The following is a 16,442-nucleotide window of genomic DNA, read 5'->3' as shown; positions in this document are numbered from 1 at the left end:
CGGCCTCGGCTACACCGGGAATTTCAGGGGAGTCGCGTACACGTCGCGGTCGAGTTCGTCGGCCGGCGGGGGATCGGCGCCCATGACGGTCTGCAGCGCGGCCTCGACGGCCGCCTCGGCGTCCGCGTCGATGCGGTCGAGCTCGCCGGCGGTGCAGATGCCCGCATGGGCGAGGTGGTCGCGGAACCACGGCACCGGGTCGGCCGCCATCGCGGCGGCGAGCTGGTCCGGGGGTATGTAGGGCATCGGGTCGCCGAAGTAGTGGCCACGGAAGCGGAACGTCACGCACTCGAGGAAGGTGGGGCCGGCGCCGCTGCGGGCGCGCCGCAGGGCGTTATCCAGCGCGGCCGTCACGGCCAGCGGGTCGTTGCCGTCCACCCGGATGCCCGGCATGCCGTACCCGGCGGCCCGGTCGGCGACGTGTGCGAGCTTCATGGTGTGGGTGGTCGGTGTCATCTCGGCGTATTGGTTGTTCTGGCAGACGAACACGACGGGCAGGTCCCACAGCGCGGCCATGTTGGCCGCCTCGTGGAACGAGCCGGTGTTGGTCGCGCCGTCGCCGAGGCTGACGACCGTGACGCGGTCGATGTGCTTGCGCTTCGCGGCCAGTGCCAGACCCACCGCCACCGGTGGCCCGGCCCCGACGATGCCAGTCGACAGCATGACGCCGTGGTCGGGATCGGCGATGTGCATGCTGCCGCCCTTGCCGCGCGCCGCGCCGACCGTGCGCCCCATCATCTCGCCGTAGATCTCCTCGAGCGGCACTTGCTTGCCGATGAGATCGTGCAGCCCGCGGTAGGTGGTCACCAACTGGTCGTCGGGGCGCAAGGAGACGCCCATCGCTGCGGCGATGGCCTCCTGCCCGCGCGACGGCCAGTAGACACACATGAACTCACCGGTGCTGATGCCCCTGGACAGGCGGTCGTCGGCGGCCTTCATCAGGACCATCAGCTCGTAGAGCCGACGCTCGATCTGCGGCGAGAAGTCCTGGTTCACCGTTTGTCTCCAGTTTGCTTGCGGCACAGCGGTTTCGATGTATTCACAGTCTTCACTGTCTTCACTGTCTTCATTGTCTTCGGTTGCAGTGCCTTCCCGGTCACGCCCCCGACCACGGCTTGACCTTGAGAAAACCGCCCCCGTCCACGCGGAGCTGCTGTCCGGTGATATAGCGCGCCGCGTCGGACGCGAGGAACAACACGGCCTCGCTGATGTCCTCGGGCTCGACGTAGGGGATGGGCATCGCCTGCACCAGGGGGAAGACGGGTTCCGCATCCTCGCGTTTCGGTTCCTTCAGGTCCGGCCGGAAGGCGCGGTACATCGGCGGGCTGTGCAGCATGTCGGTGTTGACGTTGGTGGGGTGTACCGCATTCATCCGGATCGAGAACGGCGCCAGGGCCAACGCGAAGTCGTTGACGTAGTGCGCGGCGGCGAGTTTCGCGAAGGCGTACCCCGCGCCGCCGGGTCCCCCGTCGATCCCCGTGGTGTTCATCGACGACATGAAAGCGGCGTTGGAACCGATCACGACGATGGACGCGCCGGACTGCAGATGTTTGAGGCTGGCGTGCACCAGGTTGAGCACGCCGACCAGGTCCACGTCCACGGCGTCGGCGAAGGCCTGTGGTGGCAGGCCGGCGGTCAGCGGGCAGATGCCGGCATTGGCGACCACGACGTCGAGATGCCCGAATTCGGCGACCCCCCCGTCGATCGCCGCGGACAGCGCCACCTTGTCGCGGACGTCGGCGATCGTGGTGAAAGCGCGCTGCCCCTCCTTCTCGACCAGCCGCGCCGTCTCGTCGAGATCCTCGGGGCGGGCCAGCGGATACTCGTTGGTCGCGATGTCCTCGCAAAGATCGACGGCGATGATGTCGGCGCCTTCGGCGGCCAGCAGCCGCGCGTGCGAACGCCCCTGGCCGCGTGCGGCGCCGCTGACCACGGCCACCTTGCCCGATACTCTGCCCATCGCTCGTCCTTCGTCCTCCGGCTACACCGCTGCTCCACGTTGCGGCCCAACGACATTCGTCATCGGAACGGCCGGGGCACCGAGCGCGACGGGGCCCGACTTCGGACCAACGGTCGGCTCCATCGCATCTCTTCCACGAAAACTGCGCGGGCTATAGCCGGGCTATCGATATGGCCTAGAGTAGCTAGAATATCTAAAATAGCAAGGAATGAAGGATCGAAGGGGTCGACGATGACGGCTGGTGTCCTTCAAGGCGTGCGGGTTGTCGAGTTGGCGTCGTGGACGTACGTGCCGTCGGCAGGTGCCGCGCTGTCGGACTGGGGCGCCGACGTCGTCAAGGTCGAAGGCGTCGCCTCGGGAGATCCCGGCCGCGCGCTGGTCGTCGGCGGGTTCACCCGCGAAGCCGCCCGCCCCGACGCCGACTTCATCCTCGAGCTCGGCAACCGCGGCAAGCGCAGCGTCGCGCTCGACCTCAAAACCGAACTGGGCCGCGAGTTTTTCGGCCGGCTGCTGGCGAGCGCGGACGTCTTTCTCACGAATTGGCTGCCCGGCGCTCTGCAACGTGCCCGGCTGACCGTCGCGGACGTCCGCGGGTTCAACCCGGCGATCATCATTGCCCGCGGCACCGGATTGGGGGTGCGCGGCCCACACCGCGACCGCGGTGGATTCGATGCGGCGACGTACCTGGCCCGGGGCGGGGTGGCCTACACGCTGACGCCGTTCGGCAGCGAGACGCCGGCCGTTCAGGGTCCGGGATTCGGCGACCTGCAGGGCGGGGCGACGCTGGCGGGCGGTGTGTGCGCCGCGCTGTTTCACCGAGAGCGCACGGGCGAGCCGACAATCGTCGACTCTTCGCTACTGGCCCAGGCGATGTGGTCCATCGCGCCGTCGATCTGCGCGGCCGACTTCTTCGACATCGACGGCATTCCCGGCGCCCCGCCGGGGCTGGCCATCAACCCGCTCGTCAACCGGTACAAAACCAGGGACGGCAGATGGATCCAGCTGGTCTTCCTGCAGCCGGACAAGTTCTGGGCCGGGTTCTGCGCGCGAATGGGCCTGGCTGAACTGGTCACCGACGAGCGATTCGTGCCGTCGAGCAATCTGATCGCCAACGCCGCGGCGGCCACCGAGATCTTCGCGACGGCGTTCGCCGGCCACGACCTCGCCCACTGGCAGAAGGTGCTGGAGGACGAGCCGGGCGTGTGGGGCGCCCTGGCGACGCCCCGCGAAACCCTCAACGACCCCCAGGTGGAACCGAACGGCTACGTAGTGACCAACGTCGACGACCACGGAGAGAAGTACCGGATGGTCGCCGCGCCCGTGCAGTTCGACGAGACGCCGCCGGACCCGGCGCGCGCTCCCGAACACGGGCAGCACACCGAAGAGGTTCTGTTGGAACTCGGCGTCGGCTGGGACGACATCGGCCGGGCAAAGGAACTGAGGGCGATTCTGTAGGCCTGGCCGACCGGTTTGCGACTCACGCGGGCGTGGCACATCGATACCCGTCGCCTTACCGGTGACAATCGATACCCCAAGGGGCATATTCTTAAGTGTCATTCGATACCCCCCTGGGTACTATGGCGGTAACACAGCGAATGGAGGGTCCCATGATCGGTGATGAAGACAGCATCGCGGCGGTGCTCAACCGGTTACGCCGCGCGCAGGGGCAACTCGCCGGCGTGATTTCGATGATCGAACAGGGCCGCGACTGCAAGGAGGTCGTCACCCAGCTGGCCGCTGTCTCGCGAGCCCTCGACCGCGCCGGATTCAAGATCGTGGCCACCGGGCTGAAAGAGTGCGTCAGTGGCAGCGCCGCCAACGGGGGAACGCCGCTGAGCGAAGCCGAATTGGAGAAGTTGTTCCTGGCGCTCGCCTGATGCGACGCCGTCGGGGGCCTGACGAAGGGAATGTTGTCATGGAGCTCGGGATCTCGACCTCACTGCAGACGTCGTTCGACGACGCGGTCGCGCGGACTCGGGAATCGCTTGCCCGGCAAGGGTTCGGCGTTCTCACCGAGATCGACGTCCAGGCCACCCTGAAGGCCAAACTCGGCCACGAGATGGAGGATTACCTGATCCTCGGCGCCTGTAACCCGCCGCTGGCCCAGCGCGCTTTGGAGGCGAATCGCCAGATCGGACTGCTGTTACCGTGCAACGTCGTGGTGCGTACCGACCCCGATCATGCCGGCGCCGTGCTCGTCGAGGCCATGAATCCGGGCCTGCTGGTGGAGGTCACCGGCGAGCCGGAGCTGCGGCCGGTCGCCGAGGAGGTCACCGCCAAGCTGCGCGCGGCCATCGACTCGCTCGCGAGCAGCGCGCCGGTGGCCGCCGGCGAGTAGCCGCCGACCGCGATGGTGGTCATACCCTCGGGGGTATATCATCGAAGCCATGTCAGACGAGCATCATCACCACGAGGTTCTCGACAACCTCCTGCCGCAGCATCGCGACCTTCGTAAGCAGATCCCCGAGGTCTACAAGGGCTTCGCCGCGCTGAGCGGCGCCGCATTCGCAGAAGGGACCCTGAGCCGCAAGTTCAAGGAGCTGATCGCCCTGGCGATCGGCGTCGTCGAAGGGTGCGACGGGTGCATCGCCTCGCACGCTCAGGCCGCGGCACGCGCCGGTGCCACCCCGGAGGAAGCCGCCGAGGCCATCGGCGTCACATTCCTCATGCACGGCGGACCGGCCACCATCTACGGCGCTCGCGCCTACACCGCTTTCTGCGAGTTCGCCGACGCCGGGCAGTCGTAGCCGACCGCACGGCGCCGACCCGGTGGGTTGCAGGCGACCAATGGCACTATCTGCGAGGACCAAGGTCATTGCGTGCCGACCAACCGCTGACCCCGCGCCGTGACGGTCGTAGGTTTTGTGCGAGGAGCACACACCATGACTGCATTCATGCGCGCCAGCGACGCCTTCACCTGGGCGATGGAAAGTGATCCACGACTGCGATCGACGGTGGTCAGCGTGGTGCTGCTGGACCGATCCCCGGATTGGGACGAGGTGCGCGAACGGTTCGACCTGATCAGCAGGAAACTGCCGATGTTCCGGCAGCGGGTGGCGCCGTCGCACCCCCCGGCCCCGCCCAGGTGGGAGTATTACCGCGACTTCGACCTGGGCTACCACCTGCGGCGAACCGCCCTGCGCGAGCCCGGCACCCTCGACGACGTGCTCCAGATGGCGCAGTTGGCCGCAATGCAGGACTTCGACCGGGCGCGGGCGCTCTGGGAGACGGTCCTGATCGACGGGTTGCGGGGCGGCGGCGCGGCCATGATCTGCAAGTTCCACCACGCCCTCACCGACGGGATCGGCGGCGTCCAGATCGCGATGAACCTGTTCAACCTCACCGAAGAGCTCCGCGAGCACGAACCACTGCCGCCCGAGCCCCGGGTTGTCACAGCTGCGCCGCTGAGCGGCTACCGCGACAGCTGGCGCTACGACGCCGGCATGCTGTCCGGCGCGCTGACGGGTGCCGTCAAGTGGGCACCACGCCTGGTCTACGACGGCGTCCGGCGGCCGGTCGGCACCCTGCGCGCGGCGGCGGCCACCGCGGCGTCGATCTACCGGACCGTCCGGCCGATCGGCCGGACCGGGTCGCCGCTGGTGACCGAACGCGGCCTGATCCGGCGCCTGGGAGTGCATCAGGTGCCGATGCCGCTGCTGCGGGAGGCGGCGCACCGGTGCGGAGGGGCCCTGAACGACGCGTTCGTCGCCGGGGTGGCCGGGGGGCTGCGGCTGTACCACGACAAGCACGGGGTGGCGGTCAACGACCTGCACCTCACGATGCCGGTGAGCCTGCGCACCGCCGCCGACGACATCGGCGGCAACCGGATCACGCTGATGCGCTTCGACGTGCCGGTGGGGGAGGCCGACCCGGCCGCGCGCATCCGTGCGATCCACCGGCGCACCGGCGCCGTTCGCGACGAACGATCGCTGCCTTACACGCAGCTGATAGCCGGGGCCCTGAATCTGATGCCGCGGTGGTACATCGGCTCGGTACTCCGACACGTCGACTTCCTGGCCAGTGACGTCCCCGGCGTTGCGGTTCCGGTCTTTTTGGGCGGCGCGGCGGTGCGCGCACAGTACGCGTTCGGCCCGACGATCGGTTCGTCGGTCAACGTCACGCTGCTGACCTATGTGGACACCTGCTGCCTGGGCATCAACGTCGACACCGCCGCGATACCCGACTACGACGTCTTCCACGACGCACTCGTCGGCGGTTTCGACGAAGTGCTGGCGCTGGCAAGCTGATTCGAACGATCCCGAAACTGTCACGACCGGATATCGATATCGTCGTCGGACTGGCAAAATAGGGCCAATCCCTAAATCATTGCACTAGGCGCCTTTTGAGGTTCGTGGCCGCGACGACGCGCGGCGCGCAACCTCTTCCGCCGGCTGTACGGCGGGTTCTGTCATGGCGCAACAGGAGGTTCACACTATGACGGCGAATTGGGTTCCGGCCCAGAACTCGTTCGGGCCGCACTCCGGTCGCATTCTCGACACCGCGCGGGGCATCCTCATCGGATTGCGTCGCTGCCCGTCGGACGCGGCATTCGACGAATTGCACACTGCGGCAGTGCGTCACAAGGTGCCCGTGTTCGCGATGGCCTGGGCGCTGGTCCATCTGGCCGGCGACGGCGCGAAGACGCCCAGCTTCGTCGACGCGCAGTCCGCGGCTCGCCGCGAATGGGGCTCGCTGTTCGCCAGGTCGGCCGCGCTGACCTGCTGAGCGGGGGCGGGACCTGGCGCGGCCGGGGTGCTGTGGGGGGTACCGCGGCCGTCGCCAACCCGCCCGCTCCGCCGCCCGATTGTCGCCATGATGCCCTGTAGCAGCGGACCGAAAGCAGTTCCTGCGCAACCGTAGAGAGCCGAGTGCGGAACAAAGGGGTTCCTGATGAGCGCGCTACCGACCGGGCGGCACTTCTTCCGGGGCGATGACGGCTACGAAGCCGCGCGCCGCGCGACCGTCTGGCACCAGGGCGTGCCCGAGCGCTACCCCGAGCTGATCGTGCAGGCGGTCGACACCGACGACATCGTCGCGGGTCTGCGCCACGCCAGGGCCCATGGCCGGCGGGTCAGCGTCGTCTCAGGTGGGCACAGCTTTGCGGCAAGCCACCTGCGCGACGACGCGGTTCTGCTCGATGTCAGCCGCCTCGATCACGTCCGGATCGACGCCGAGAACCGAGTGGCCGTCGTCGGCCCGGGCAAGGGCGGCAGCAAGCTGATGGCCGACCTCGAGTCGCAGGGACTGTTCTTCCCCGGCGGGCACTGCAAGGGTGTGTGCGTCGGCGGCTATCTCCTTCAGGGCGGGTACGGCTGGAACAGCCGGGTGTTGGGCCCGGCCTGCGAGAGTGTGCTCGGTCTGGACGTCATCACCGCCGACGGTGACCAAATCCATTGCGACGCCGATAATCACGCCGATCTCTACTGGGCGGCGCGCGGCGCCGGGCCGGGATTCTTCGGGGTGGTGACGTCGTTTCACCTGAGACTGTACCCACGTCCGGCCGTCTGCGGTACAAGCATCTACGTCTATCCCTTCGAGCTCGCGGACGAGGTCTACACGTGGGCTCGCGGCGTCAGCGCACAGGTGGACCGGCGTGTCGAGATGCAGATGCTCGCGACCAGAAGCGTTCCCGAGATGGGTCTGGACATGCCGGCGATCGTGTGCGCGTCGCCCGCGTTCGCCGATTCCGACGAAGCGGCCGAAGAGGCGCTCGCGGTGTTCGGCACGTGCCCGGCCGCCGGCCGCGCGATTATCAACGTACCTTATACGCCAACCGATTTGGTCACCTGGTACGACGTCGTGATGACCCACTACCTGGCCGACCACCGCTACACGGCCGACAACATGTGGACCTCGGCATCCGCCGCGGAGTTGCTGCCGGGCATCCACGGGATCCTCGCGACGATGCCACCCCATCCGTCGCACTTCCTCTGGCTGAACTGGGGACCGTCGCCCCCACGCCAGGACATGGCATACAGCGTGGAAGACGAGATCTACCTCGCGCTATACGGATCCTGGAAGGACCCTGCCGACGACGACCGCTACGGCGACTGGGCGCGGTCGAACATGGCCGCGATGTCGCACCTGGCCACCGGAATCCAGCTTGCCGACGAAAACCTCGGCCGGCGTCCCGCGCGGTTCGCGACGGACGCGGCCATGGCCCGCCTCGACGAGGTGCGCGCCGCCTACGATCCCGACGGGCTGTTCAACAGCTGGATGGGCAGGCTGTGATGGCCCGCGGGGTGTACCTCGGTTACCGCGGCGACGACGCCGACACGCCCTTCGGCAGCTTCTTCACGTCCGAGATGTCCGCCCTGCCAGGTCATGTCGTCGACGCCCTGCACCACGGCCCGCAGGGCGCGATGGCGTTGCCCGCCTTCGCCGACGCCGCGTGCGTCGCCGCCGACGGATACCAGCGGACCGAGAACGGCTATGGGATTCTCGAGGACGGCAGCCTCCAGGTCTGTGTCCGGACCGACATGCCCGGGGTGACGCCGGCGATGTGGGCGTGGTGGTTCGGCTGGCACGGTTGCGACACCCGGCGCTACAAGCTGTGGCATCCCCGAGCGCATCTGTATGCGGCCTGGGGCGACGGCGGCGAAGACGAACAGCGCTACGTCGGCCGGACGTCGACCATCAGCGAGTACATCGGGTCCAGCATGCTCAGCGCCGCGATCCGCTTCGTCGCGCCGGCGGAGATGGGCTGCCCGCCCGACGGCAAGGACGCGGTGTCGATCTGCGCCCGGCTGGGCTCCGGTGACGTGCCCGTGGACGTGGGATGGTTCATCCACCACATCCGCTCCACTCCATCCGGCGCCGAGATGCGCTCTCGGTTCTGGTTGGGCGGGCCGCATATCGCCGTGCGGAACGCCCCCGGCATCGCGTCCCGGGTGGTGCGCCCGTTCGCCGCGCGGGTGCTGGCGACCTCCGAGTCCACCGCGCGCAATCTGCTGGTGCACTGCGCGCAGGAGATGAATCACCTTGCGGGGTTCCTGCCGCAGCTCTACGAGATGTTCGGCCGCCGCGACTAGAGGGACGGCTTGGGCGGCGGGTGCTGCGGTTGCTGGGGCTGCTGCGCGGAAGGCACCACGACGAACGCCTCGACGGCGGTGGCCTGCTCGAAGCCCTCGATCTCCACTCGCCACTCGTAGATTCCCGGGTCCAACGGTATTCCGGCCGGGATGTTGAGGGTGAGCGGCAGGCGAAGCGAGGCGCCGTGAATGGCGCCCGGGGGACGGCCGGCCTCCGCCGAAGCCTCGAAGGAGATCCGCTGTGGGCCCTGCGACCCCATCACCACCACCGGTTCGCCGTCGGTCGTCAGCAGCTGGCAGCTCAGCTTGTGCTTTTTGTTCGTCTCGTCCCAGTCGATGTCCAGGAAGAGCACCAAAGCGATAGGCGGCGTGGGCGTTTGGCACTGCCGCCAGCCCAGGCCGAGGGCGTGGACCTTGCCGGACGCGGCGTCGGCCTGTGCCGCGTCAGCGAGGAGCAGGCTGATCTTCATGCGCCCTCGGGAGTCACGTCCGGCCTTCCGACTGTCACTGCGAGATCCTGCCCTGCCATCACTTCCGCCTCACGAGGTCGACGAGATTCGAGCCGTGCCGTTGTCGGCTGGATATTACCTGCGGCGAGCAGATGCACTCGGCGGGTCTGGGCGGACGCGGCCGCGTGCCGTGCAGCCGGTAGCCGTGCGACGGCCCTCCGGTGCGTACGGCGCGCAGACGCACCGGTCCGCGGTCAGGTCAGGGGCCCGTCCGCCCGCGTCAGGAGTTGTCGGACTTCGAGGCCGCGCCGGCGTCCTGGGCGGTCAGCGCCTGCGGGCAGTACGCCTGCGCCGCGATCGCCGCGAACTTCGCGGCGCCGTCGCCCTCGAACCCCGGATTCTTCTCCTGCAGGTTCTTGACGATCTCCGCGCCGGTCATTCCGCCGTCGACCAGGTCGCACACCGACTTACCTGCCGCGACGGCCCGCTCGGGGTTCATGTACGTCACGCCCGCCTGGCGCAGCGTGGTGAGGAACGCCTGATCCTTACCGTCGACGTCGGCTTGCGCCGACGCGGCGGTGCCGATCGCCACCGTGACACCTGCCAGCATCAGTACGAGTCTCATAACCCGGTGATTGTCGCAAAGTGCCGGTGGGCCCGCATCCGTTGCGGCCAACGCAGGGTTAACGGACGCCGGCCCACGGGTTCCCGCCGGATGACAATTCGACGACCCGCTATGCGGGCTACCGTGCCGGCGGCAGTTGCCGCGGACCGTCCGGGGCATCCAGTTCCCGCGTCCCGCCGCGCTCCATCAGTTCGATGCGGCCGTCGCGCTCCGCCGGCCTGCGCCCGCCCATTGCGTCGAACTCCCGGCGCGGCAGCGACGAGAAGCGTTCGTGTTCAGCCACTTCGCCGTGGCGGCCCGCCCCGCGCGCCGACCGTTCGTCGGGCAGCGGGGCCTCGGGGGCCGGGCCGGGCGCCGGCGGCGCGCTGTGCTCGGAGTCCAGCGTCACCTTGCGAGTCCGCCTGAACGCGAAGGTGATCTCCTCGACCTCTTCGAACACCTGGCGCGCTGTGCGCAGCGGCGCCGTGGTGTTGTCGATCACCCGCGCCACCAACGGCGGCACCAACGGGCGCACCCAGCGGGCCGCGGCCCTTGTGGCGTCGGGGATCGACGGAATGGATCCGGGCGTGCGGCGTGCAAGCTCGACCGGCCGTTCGACCGGAGCCGGGAGGTTCTCCGCGGTCTCCGCGCGTGAATCCTCCGCTTCGGCGGCCGACGTGGCGATCGCCAGGCTGGCCGCCTCGGCTTGCGCGGCGATGGGGAGGTAAACGTCGTCTTCCGCCGGCTGAAAGGCATGGGCCGGTTTCAGGGAGATCTCCGACGGCACGCGCTTCGAATCTTCGAACGCCGCCGCGACCCGGCGCCGTTGCTGCTCGCGATCGATCTCGGCCTGCGCCTCGACGGCCAGCCGGGCCTGCGTGAGTTGATGCTCCGCCCAGAGTATTTCGGCCTCGCGGCGCACCTCGGCCCGTTTGATCGCGATGGCGGTGTCGGCGTCGAGCTCGGCGCGTTCGCGCCGCGTACGGGCTTCGGCGCGGCGGTCGTGGGTCGTCTCGCCGCGCCACATGCCGAGGACCAGCGGCAGCAGGCAGATCAGAACGAAGAATCCATCGGTCGACACCCGCAGCGCCAGCGCCCCGGCCCCGGCGGCCGTGACGTCGTTCATGGCGACCCAGCGCGCACCGAGGCCGCGCCCGGCGTCGGCGACGACGTCCTGCCGCGCCTCGGTCAGCGCCCGTTGCTTGCGCGCGATCGTGGCGTCCAGCAGGGGTGCCTGCTGGTCGCGCGCCGCCAGCGCGTTGTCCAGCTCGCGCTGGGCATCGGCGAGAAGGTCGTTCGCCGTTCGTGTTTCGGGACCGGCGCCCGGGACGCCGGTGATCCGGGTCGGCGGGCAGGCGGGCGTCGGATTGTATTCGCAGCGCGCGACGACCAGGGCGGTGTCCTGCTGTGCCCGCGCCTGCTCGACGGCATGGTCGAGGGCGGCGCGGGCGTCGGTGCTCTCCCGCAGCGAGGTCGCGGCCAATGCGACGGCCGGTGTCGACTCCGCGCTTCGCAGGGCCCGTTCGTCGAGGCGGCGGCCGATGGGGGCAGAAAGCAGGACGAGCGCGGCGAGCTCGCCCACGACCAAGCCCACCGACGCCGCGACCGCCGCGCGTCCGGCCACGCCGGCGCGGCCTCGGTGAGGGCCGCCGGCGGTGCCACGGATCACCGTGCCGACCAGCAGGGCAAAAACCAAGGTGACCGGCGCGACGGCCAGAACCGGCCACCGTGTCGACTCGGCCACGGCGCCGCCGGCCACCAGCCACGCCAGTACGGCCCCGATGACGACGACGGCACCGGCGACGGAGTGGGTGGCCCGCTCGTGGCGCTCGCCGAGCTCGTGCCAGTGGCCGCCGCCCAACCAGGTGAGCAGCCTTGCGGGCCGGGATGCGGCCGAGCGGGGCTCGGCAGATTCGTGGGCGCTCATCGGACTCCAAACACCTCCAGCTCATCAAGCCTCTCAGGCCGGCCGCCGCCACACCGAGCCGAAGCACCGCGATGTGCCACGGCTCACAATCCGGGGCGACTGACGGTGAAACACCGTGGAACGGCCGACGGCCCGAAGACCGCACGCATGGCGCCAACTTCCAGCGACGCGAGCGGATCAGCGGCCGTTCCGCCAGGCGACGTGAGACGGTATAAGCCTATGCAGAATCACGACTATGTCACCTACGAGGAGTTCGGCCGCCGATTCTTCGAGGTGGCCGTCACGCCCGAGCGTGTCGCGGCCGCGTTCGCCGACATCGCCGGCAACGAGTTCGCGATGGAGCCCATCGCCCAGGGCCCGGGTGGGATCGCCAAGGTCAGCGCCAACGTGAAGATCCAGGAGCCCCGCGTGACGCGCCGCCTGGGTGACGACATCACCTTCGTCATCCACATCCCGCTGTCGATCGACCTGCTGCTCGACCTGCGCCTCGACAAGCAACGCTTCGTGGTCTCCGGGGACATCGCCCTGCGCGCCACCGCGCGCGCCGCCGAACCGCTGCTGCTGATCGTCGACGTCGCGAAGCCCCGGCCTTCGGACATCACCGTCAACGTTTCGTCGAAATCCCTGCGTGGCGAGGTGCTGCGCATCCTGGCGGGCGTGGACGGGGAGATACGGCGATTCATCGCGCAGTACGTCGCCGAGGAGATCGACGCTCCGCAGTCCCAGTCCGCGCAGATCATCGACGTGGCCCAGCAGCTGCAGGAAGCCTGGCCGTAGCCCGCCCGCGCAGGCATAGGCACGCCGTCAGCGGGGTATCCCCGTGAATCCGAACTTGCACGGGTGGCCGACCCGGGGAGGAGCACCAAGTTGGCGCGAGTCGATGTTTCGATGACGTCCGATGTGCAGCCGGAGGCGGCGTGGAAGCTGGCCTCCGACCTGAGCCGATTCGACGAATGGATGACGATCTTCGGGGGATGGCGCAGTCCTGTCCCCTCGACCATCGAAGAGGGCACGCGCGTCTCCTCGTGCGTGAAGGTCAAGGGATTCCGCAACGTCGTGCATTGGGAAGTGACCCACTACGACGAACCGAACTCCATCGAGTTGCAGGGCCGCGCGCGCGGCGGCATCCGGCTGGGGGTGGCGATGTCCGTCGCCGACAACGATCCGGGGACCAACTTCCACCTGACCGCCGACCTCAACGGGGGCGTGCTGAGCGGACCGATCGGTGGGATCGTCGCCAGGGTGCTGCGGTCCGACGTGCGCAAATCGGTGGAGAACCTCGCCAACCTGGAGTGATCACGGGCGCGGGGCGGGGCGGCGCACCGCCCACTCGCGCTCGGCCTGGCGAACGCGCCTGCCCTCCATCCCAAGCCATCCCAGGCCGGCTCCGAAAGCCAGCAGCGCGACGATGGCGGCGCTGACCCCCGCACCGGCGTGGCCGAGGGCGAAGTTCGTCACGCAAACTACGAACGCCATCGCGGCGGCGCCGACGATCAACAACCCGCGGTGGCGCTCCGTCACATGCATGGGGCGGTGCCTCATCGGCGTCTCCCTTGCTATCGGTTCCGTTCGGCCGTCCCGTCTGGCCTACCCGGAATGCCGCCCGGAGAAACGAATTCGAATCGCGGTTCGGTCAACCGGCGGGTTCGCGCGGCAATAACCGGCGCACCGGCCGGGTCTCGATGGCGTTGATGGTCAAGGCGCGTCGGCTGATTCGCCAGCCTGCGTCCATGCTCTCGTAGTCGTCGTCGTAACGCAGGTGCCAGACGACGTCCACGATCTCACCACCCTCACCAGAGCGCCGGTTCCAGTGATGCGCGATGCACGCGACGCGGCCCCGGGCGCTGCCGGGGTGCGAACCACCGTCGAAGATTTCGCCGACCATCGCATGTTCGGTGCGGATCAGCTGTGCGACGGCGCCGACCGCGGCGGCGATCGCCTGCCGGCCGCGATGGCTGACGGCCGGCTCCAGCGCGGCGGGCGGATCCGGTACCCGCAGCTCCGCTTCCTCTGTGAAAAGCTCTGCCGCACAGTCGAATCGACGGTCGTCGACGTACGCCGCGTAGCGGTGGACCAGGTCGCTGAGGGCGGACCGGTCCGCGGGCGAGAGGGTCATGAACTGCTCACCGGGGCGAACACCGGACACTCCGAGGCACACCCGAAGCTAACAGGTCGCCCTTTCAGGAGCTGGGAGGCGTGAGCGCGGAACGCACCGCCTCCGCCAGGGCGGCCGCCCTGGCGTCGGTGAACACGTCTTCGAGCATGATTGGGTCGCCGTCCGGCCCGGTCAGCGGTACCCGCCAATTGGGGTACTCGTCGGTGGTGCCGGGCTGGTTCTGCGTCCGGCGGTCACCGACCGCGTCGGTCAGGGCAACACCCACCAGCCGCGACGGCGTCCGGCAGACGTAGCGGTACAGGGCGAGCACGACCGATTCCGGGTCATGGTCATCGGGGCGGCCGGCGGAGCCGTCTTGCGACACCTCGCCGAGCAGCCCGACTCGGCGCAGCTCGGCCATCCAGGCGGCCAGCTCCGCGCGGTCGGCGGCGCGCTCCTCCTCCGCGGGTCGCGTCAGCAGTCCCAGGGACTCGCGGAGGCGCACGTGGTCTCCGGCCAGATAACCGGCGGTCGGGGGCAGGTCGTGGGTGGTGACGGACGACAGGCAGTACTCGCGCCAGCGCTCGGCCGGCAGGGGCCCGCCGTTCCCGTCGCGGTCGAGCTCGAACCACAGGATCGAGGTGCCCAGCAGGCCCCTTAATAAGAGGTAGTCACGCACCCACGGTTCCACCGTGCCGAGGTCCTCGCCGACGACCACCGCGCCGGCCCGGTGGGCTTCCAGCGCGACGATGCCGATCATCGCCTCGTGGTCGTAGCGCACGTAGGTGCCCCGGGTGGGCGGCGCGCCTTCCGGGATCCACCAGAGCCGGAACAGGCCGATGATGTGGTCGATCCGCACGCCCCCCGCATGCCGCAGCACCGCCCGGATCACCGCCCGGAACGGCAGGTATTCCTCTTCGTCGAGGCGGTCCGGCCGCCACGGCGGCTGCGACCAGTCCTGCCCGAGCTGGTTGAACTCGTCGGGTGGTGCGCCGGCGGTCACGCCGCGCGCCAAGGTCTCCCGCATGGCCCAGGCGTCGGCCCCGTAGGGATGAACGCCGACCGCCAGGTCGTGCATGACGCCCAGCGCCATCCCCGCGCGCACCGCCTGGGACTGGGCGGCCGCGAGCTGCTCGTCGAGCTGCCACTGCAGCCAGCGATGGAAGTCGACGGCGCCGGCGTTCTTGCGGACGAACTTTGCGACGCCTTCGCCGTCGGGGTGCTGAACCGGCTCGGGCCAGCGCCGCCAGTCGCCGCCGTACTTCTCGGCCAGCGCGCACCAGGTGGCGAAGTCGTCGAGTGCCCGACCCTCCCGGTCGCAGAAGGCGGCGTACGCCAGCTGCCGCCCCGCCGACCGCGGCACCTCGTGCAACAGCTTGAGCGCTTCCCGCTTCGCCGCCCAGGCGCCGTCCCGGTCGACGGCATCCACGCGCCTGGCGCGGCGCTGCACGTCAGAGCGCAGCCGCCGGACCCGGCTCCGCTTGAACAGATCGGCGAATTCGGGGATCGCCTCGACGCGCAGATAAAGAGGATTGAAGAAGCGCCGGGAGGTCGGCAGGTATGGCGACGGCTCCATCGGAGTGCCCGGGCCCGACGGCGCGGCGGCATGCAGCGGGTTGACCAACACATAGTCGGCGCCGTGCCGGCAGGCCGACCACACGGCGAGATCCGTCAGGTCCGTCAAGTCCCCGACGCCCCAGGACTGCCGGGAGCGCACGCTGTAGAGCTGTGCGGCCATGCCCCACGCGCGGCGGGCGCCGAGCCGCTCCGGCAGCCCCAGCCAGTCCGGAGTCATGATCAGCGCGGTGCTGGTCTCGGTGCCGCCGGAACGCAGGTGCACCCGGTGATATCCCAGTGGCACGCCGGGGGGCAGGACGAAGCTGGCCTCGCCGACCAGCCGCCCGTCCAGGCCGAAAGGCGGTGTGAAGTTGTCGACCTGCTGCACCCCGCCGAGGACCGTGCCGTCCTCGAGCTGCAGCCACACCTCGGCTGGGTCTCCGTGGGTCACGTGCACCCAGAACTTGGTCTGCGCTCCGGTGCGCCCGACGATGGTCGGCGGCAGCCGGCGCGCCCAGTGCGCACGCCGGTGGGCGGACAGTGCCGCGTTGCGTTGCTGCTCGTCGGCCGCCTCCACGCCGAGGGCGCCGAGCACCGCCATCAGCGTGCTCTCCGGAACCGGCACGTGTCGCCCGGTCCAGTCCGCATACTCGGTGGCGATCCCGTATCTCCGGGCGAGTTCGACCAGCGACGGCGCAAGCTCAGTCATACCGGTCATCTTCCTTGCGAGAGCGCCCGCGGGGCGAGTCGGCCGCCGGCCCTTGCGCCGATTGCCCGGCTCAGTGGTGCTTTGTCGGCAAGTCGGCGGTTAACAGGACG

General features: G+C 69.4%; 18 protein-coding genes. 10 read left to right on the top strand and 8 right to left on the bottom strand.

Annotated features, from left to right (window positions below):
* Window positions 1-9 precede the first annotated feature (9 nt).
* Window positions 10-948 (bottom strand): thiamine pyrophosphate-dependent dehydrogenase E1 component subunit alpha, encoded by a 939-nt coding sequence (locus tag G6N48_RS07245; protein WP_085271050.1) that lies wholly within the window; start codon window positions 946-948, stop codon window positions 10-12.
* A 148-nt stretch (window positions 949-1,096) separates the two neighbouring features.
* The gene (locus tag G6N48_RS07240; protein ID WP_085271022.1) at window positions 1,097-1,960 is read right to left on the bottom strand and encodes a mycofactocin-coupled SDR family oxidoreductase; all 864 of its coding nucleotides are present in this window, start codon (window positions 1,958-1,960) and stop codon (window positions 1,097-1,099) included.
* Between the two features lie 231 nt (window positions 1,961-2,191).
* Here G6N48_RS07240 and G6N48_RS07235 point away from each other — a divergent pair, with 231 nt between their 5' ends.
* From G6N48_RS07235 to G6N48_RS07200, 8 genes are all read left to right on the top strand, one after another.
* A complete protein-coding gene (locus tag G6N48_RS07235) occupies window positions 2,192-3,415 on the top strand; it encodes a CaiB/BaiF CoA transferase family protein (protein WP_085271021.1) in 1,224 nt (407 codons plus the stop codon).
* A gap of 152 nt (window positions 3,416-3,567) precedes the next feature.
* Window positions 3,568-3,837 (top strand): metal-sensitive transcriptional regulator, encoded by a 270-nt coding sequence (locus G6N48_RS07230; RefSeq protein WP_085271049.1) that lies wholly within the window; start codon window positions 3,568-3,570, stop codon window positions 3,835-3,837.
* Window positions 3,838-3,875: 38 nt separating this feature from the next.
* Window positions 3,876-4,298: a DUF302 domain-containing protein gene (locus tag G6N48_RS07225; protein ID WP_085271020.1), complete on the top strand. Its 423-nt coding sequence runs from the start codon at window positions 3,876-3,878 to the stop codon at window positions 4,296-4,298.
* Between the two features lie 49 nt (window positions 4,299-4,347).
* Entirely contained in the window at window positions 4,348-4,707 is a 360-nt protein-coding gene (locus tag G6N48_RS07220) for a carboxymuconolactone decarboxylase family protein (protein ID WP_085271019.1), read from the top strand.
* Window positions 4,708-4,842: 135 nt separating this feature from the next.
* Entirely contained in the window at window positions 4,843-6,207 is a 1,365-nt protein-coding gene (locus G6N48_RS07215) for a wax ester/triacylglycerol synthase domain-containing protein (protein WP_085271018.1), read from the top strand.
* 187 nt (window positions 6,208-6,394) lie between these two features.
* Window positions 6,395-6,685 carry an ANTAR domain-containing protein gene (locus G6N48_RS07210; protein ID WP_085271017.1) on the top strand — a complete coding sequence of 97 codons (291 nt, stop codon included), beginning with the start codon at window positions 6,395-6,397 and terminating at the stop codon, window positions 6,683-6,685.
* Window positions 6,686-6,850: 165 nt separating this feature from the next.
* Window positions 6,851-8,191, top strand: a complete 1,341-nt coding sequence (locus G6N48_RS07205; protein ID WP_085271016.1) for an FAD-binding oxidoreductase — start codon at window positions 6,851-6,853, stop codon at window positions 8,189-8,191.
* The gene (locus tag G6N48_RS07200; protein WP_085271015.1) at window positions 8,191-8,991 is read left to right on the top strand and encodes a DAPG hydrolase family protein; all 801 of its coding nucleotides are present in this window, start codon (window positions 8,191-8,193) and stop codon (window positions 8,989-8,991) included. Before G6N48_RS07205 ends, G6N48_RS07200 begins: the two co-directional genes overlap by 1 nt.
* Here G6N48_RS07200 and G6N48_RS07195 read toward each other — a convergent pair.
* The 3 genes from G6N48_RS07195 to G6N48_RS07185 all read right to left on the bottom strand — a co-directional run bounded on the left by G6N48_RS07195 (window position 8,988) and on the right by G6N48_RS07185 (window position 11,971).
* Entirely contained in the window at window positions 8,988-9,461 is a 474-nt protein-coding gene (locus G6N48_RS07195) for a DUF6941 family protein (RefSeq protein WP_085271014.1), read from the bottom strand. The two genes, G6N48_RS07200 and G6N48_RS07195, sit on opposite strands and share 4 nt — an antisense overlap.
* Before the next feature lie 259 nt (window positions 9,462-9,720).
* Complete coding sequence (locus tag G6N48_RS07190; RefSeq protein WP_085271013.1) at window positions 9,721-10,065, bottom strand: DUF732 domain-containing protein; 345 nt, start codon at window positions 10,063-10,065, stop codon at window positions 9,721-9,723.
* Between the two features lie 118 nt (window positions 10,066-10,183).
* Window positions 10,184-11,971, bottom strand: a complete 1,788-nt coding sequence (locus tag G6N48_RS07185) for a DUF4407 domain-containing protein (RefSeq protein ID WP_085271012.1) — start codon at window positions 11,969-11,971, stop codon at window positions 10,184-10,186.
* 219 nt (window positions 11,972-12,190) lie between these two features.
* On the opposite strand from G6N48_RS07185, the gene G6N48_RS07180 reads away from it, so the two are divergent.
* Together G6N48_RS07180 and G6N48_RS07175 are read left to right on the top strand one after the other, a co-directional pair.
* Window positions 12,191-12,748: a hypothetical protein gene (locus G6N48_RS07180; RefSeq protein WP_085271011.1), complete on the top strand. Its 558-nt coding sequence runs from the start codon at window positions 12,191-12,193 to the stop codon at window positions 12,746-12,748.
* Between the two features lie 90 nt (window positions 12,749-12,838).
* Window positions 12,839-13,267 carry a type II toxin-antitoxin system Rv0910 family toxin gene (locus G6N48_RS07175; RefSeq protein ID WP_179969855.1) on the top strand — a complete coding sequence of 143 codons (429 nt, stop codon included), beginning with the start codon at window positions 12,839-12,841 and terminating at the stop codon, window positions 13,265-13,267.
* Here the strand turns inward: G6N48_RS07175 and G6N48_RS07170 are convergent, their stop codons facing one another.
* From G6N48_RS07170 to malQ, 3 genes are all read right to left on the bottom strand, one after another.
* On the bottom strand, window positions 13,268-13,513 hold the full coding sequence (locus tag G6N48_RS07170; protein ID WP_085271009.1) for a hypothetical protein: 246 nt from the start codon (window positions 13,511-13,513) through the stop codon (window positions 13,268-13,270).
* A 91-nt stretch (window positions 13,514-13,604) separates the two neighbouring features.
* Window positions 13,605-14,087, bottom strand: coding sequence for a nuclear transport factor 2 family protein (locus G6N48_RS07165; protein WP_085271008.1), 483 nt, complete (start codon window positions 14,085-14,087; stop codon window positions 13,605-13,607).
* A 64-nt stretch (window positions 14,088-14,151) separates the two neighbouring features.
* A complete protein-coding gene (gene malQ / locus G6N48_RS07160) occupies window positions 14,152-16,332 on the bottom strand; it encodes a 4-alpha-glucanotransferase (protein ID WP_085271007.1) in 2,181 nt (726 codons plus the stop codon).
* Window positions 16,333-16,442: the final 110 nt, after the last annotated feature.

The sequence above is a fragment of the Mycobacterium parmense genome, assembly GCF_010730575.1.
Lineage (GTDB): Bacteria > Actinomycetota > Actinomycetes > Mycobacteriales > Mycobacteriaceae > Mycobacterium > Mycobacterium parmense.
Note: the sequence above shows the minus strand (reverse complement) of the source record. Positions and strands in the feature narration are given on the sequence as shown.

What these genes read in the sequence shown, in the direction of transcription:
- G6N48_RS07200 (WP_085271015.1), top strand. Translation starts at nt 8,191, where the DNA reads ATGGCCCGCGGGGTGTACCTCGGTTACCGCGGCGACGACGCCGACACG.
- G6N48_RS07195 (WP_085271014.1), bottom strand. Translation starts at nt 9,461, where the DNA reads ATGAAGATCAGCCTGCTCCTCGCTGACGCGGCACAGGCCGACGCCGCG.
- G6N48_RS07230 (WP_085271049.1), top strand. Translation starts at nt 3,568, where the DNA reads ATGATCGGTGATGAAGACAGCATCGCGGCGGTGCTCAACCGGTTACGC.
- G6N48_RS07225 (WP_085271020.1), top strand. Translation starts at nt 3,876, where the DNA reads ATGGAGCTCGGGATCTCGACCTCACTGCAGACGTCGTTCGACGACGCG.
- G6N48_RS07165 (WP_085271008.1), bottom strand. Translation starts at nt 14,087, where the DNA reads ATGACCCTCTCGCCCGCGGACCGGTCCGCCCTCAGCGACCTGGTCCAC.
- G6N48_RS07220 (WP_085271019.1), top strand. Translation starts at nt 4,348, where the DNA reads ATGTCAGACGAGCATCATCACCACGAGGTTCTCGACAACCTCCTGCCG.
- G6N48_RS07185 (WP_085271012.1), bottom strand. Translation starts at nt 11,971, where the DNA reads ATGAGCGCCCACGAATCTGCCGAGCCCCGCTCGGCCGCATCCCGGCCC.
- G6N48_RS07235 (WP_085271021.1), top strand. Translation starts at nt 2,192, where the DNA reads ATGACGGCTGGTGTCCTTCAAGGCGTGCGGGTTGTCGAGTTGGCGTCG.
- G6N48_RS07180 (WP_085271011.1), top strand. Translation starts at nt 12,191, where the DNA reads ATGCAGAATCACGACTATGTCACCTACGAGGAGTTCGGCCGCCGATTC.
- G6N48_RS07190 (WP_085271013.1), bottom strand. Translation starts at nt 10,065, where the DNA reads ATGAGACTCGTACTGATGCTGGCAGGTGTCACGGTGGCGATCGGCACC.
- malQ (WP_085271007.1), bottom strand. Translation starts at nt 16,332, where the DNA reads ATGACTGAGCTTGCGCCGTCGCTGGTCGAACTCGCCCGGAGATACGGG.
- G6N48_RS07170 (WP_085271009.1), bottom strand. Translation starts at nt 13,513, where the DNA reads ATGAGGCACCGCCCCATGCATGTGACGGAGCGCCACCGCGGGTTGTTG.
- G6N48_RS07205 (WP_085271016.1), top strand. Translation starts at nt 6,851, where the DNA reads ATGAGCGCGCTACCGACCGGGCGGCACTTCTTCCGGGGCGATGACGGC.
- G6N48_RS07215 (WP_085271018.1), top strand. Translation starts at nt 4,843, where the DNA reads ATGACTGCATTCATGCGCGCCAGCGACGCCTTCACCTGGGCGATGGAA.
- G6N48_RS07240 (WP_085271022.1), bottom strand. Translation starts at nt 1,960, where the DNA reads ATGGGCAGAGTATCGGGCAAGGTGGCCGTGGTCAGCGGCGCCGCACGC.
- G6N48_RS07210 (WP_085271017.1), top strand. Translation starts at nt 6,395, where the DNA reads ATGACGGCGAATTGGGTTCCGGCCCAGAACTCGTTCGGGCCGCACTCC.
- G6N48_RS07245 (WP_085271050.1), bottom strand. Translation starts at nt 948, where the DNA reads ATGGTCCTGATGAAGGCCGCCGACGACCGCCTGTCCAGGGGCATCAGC.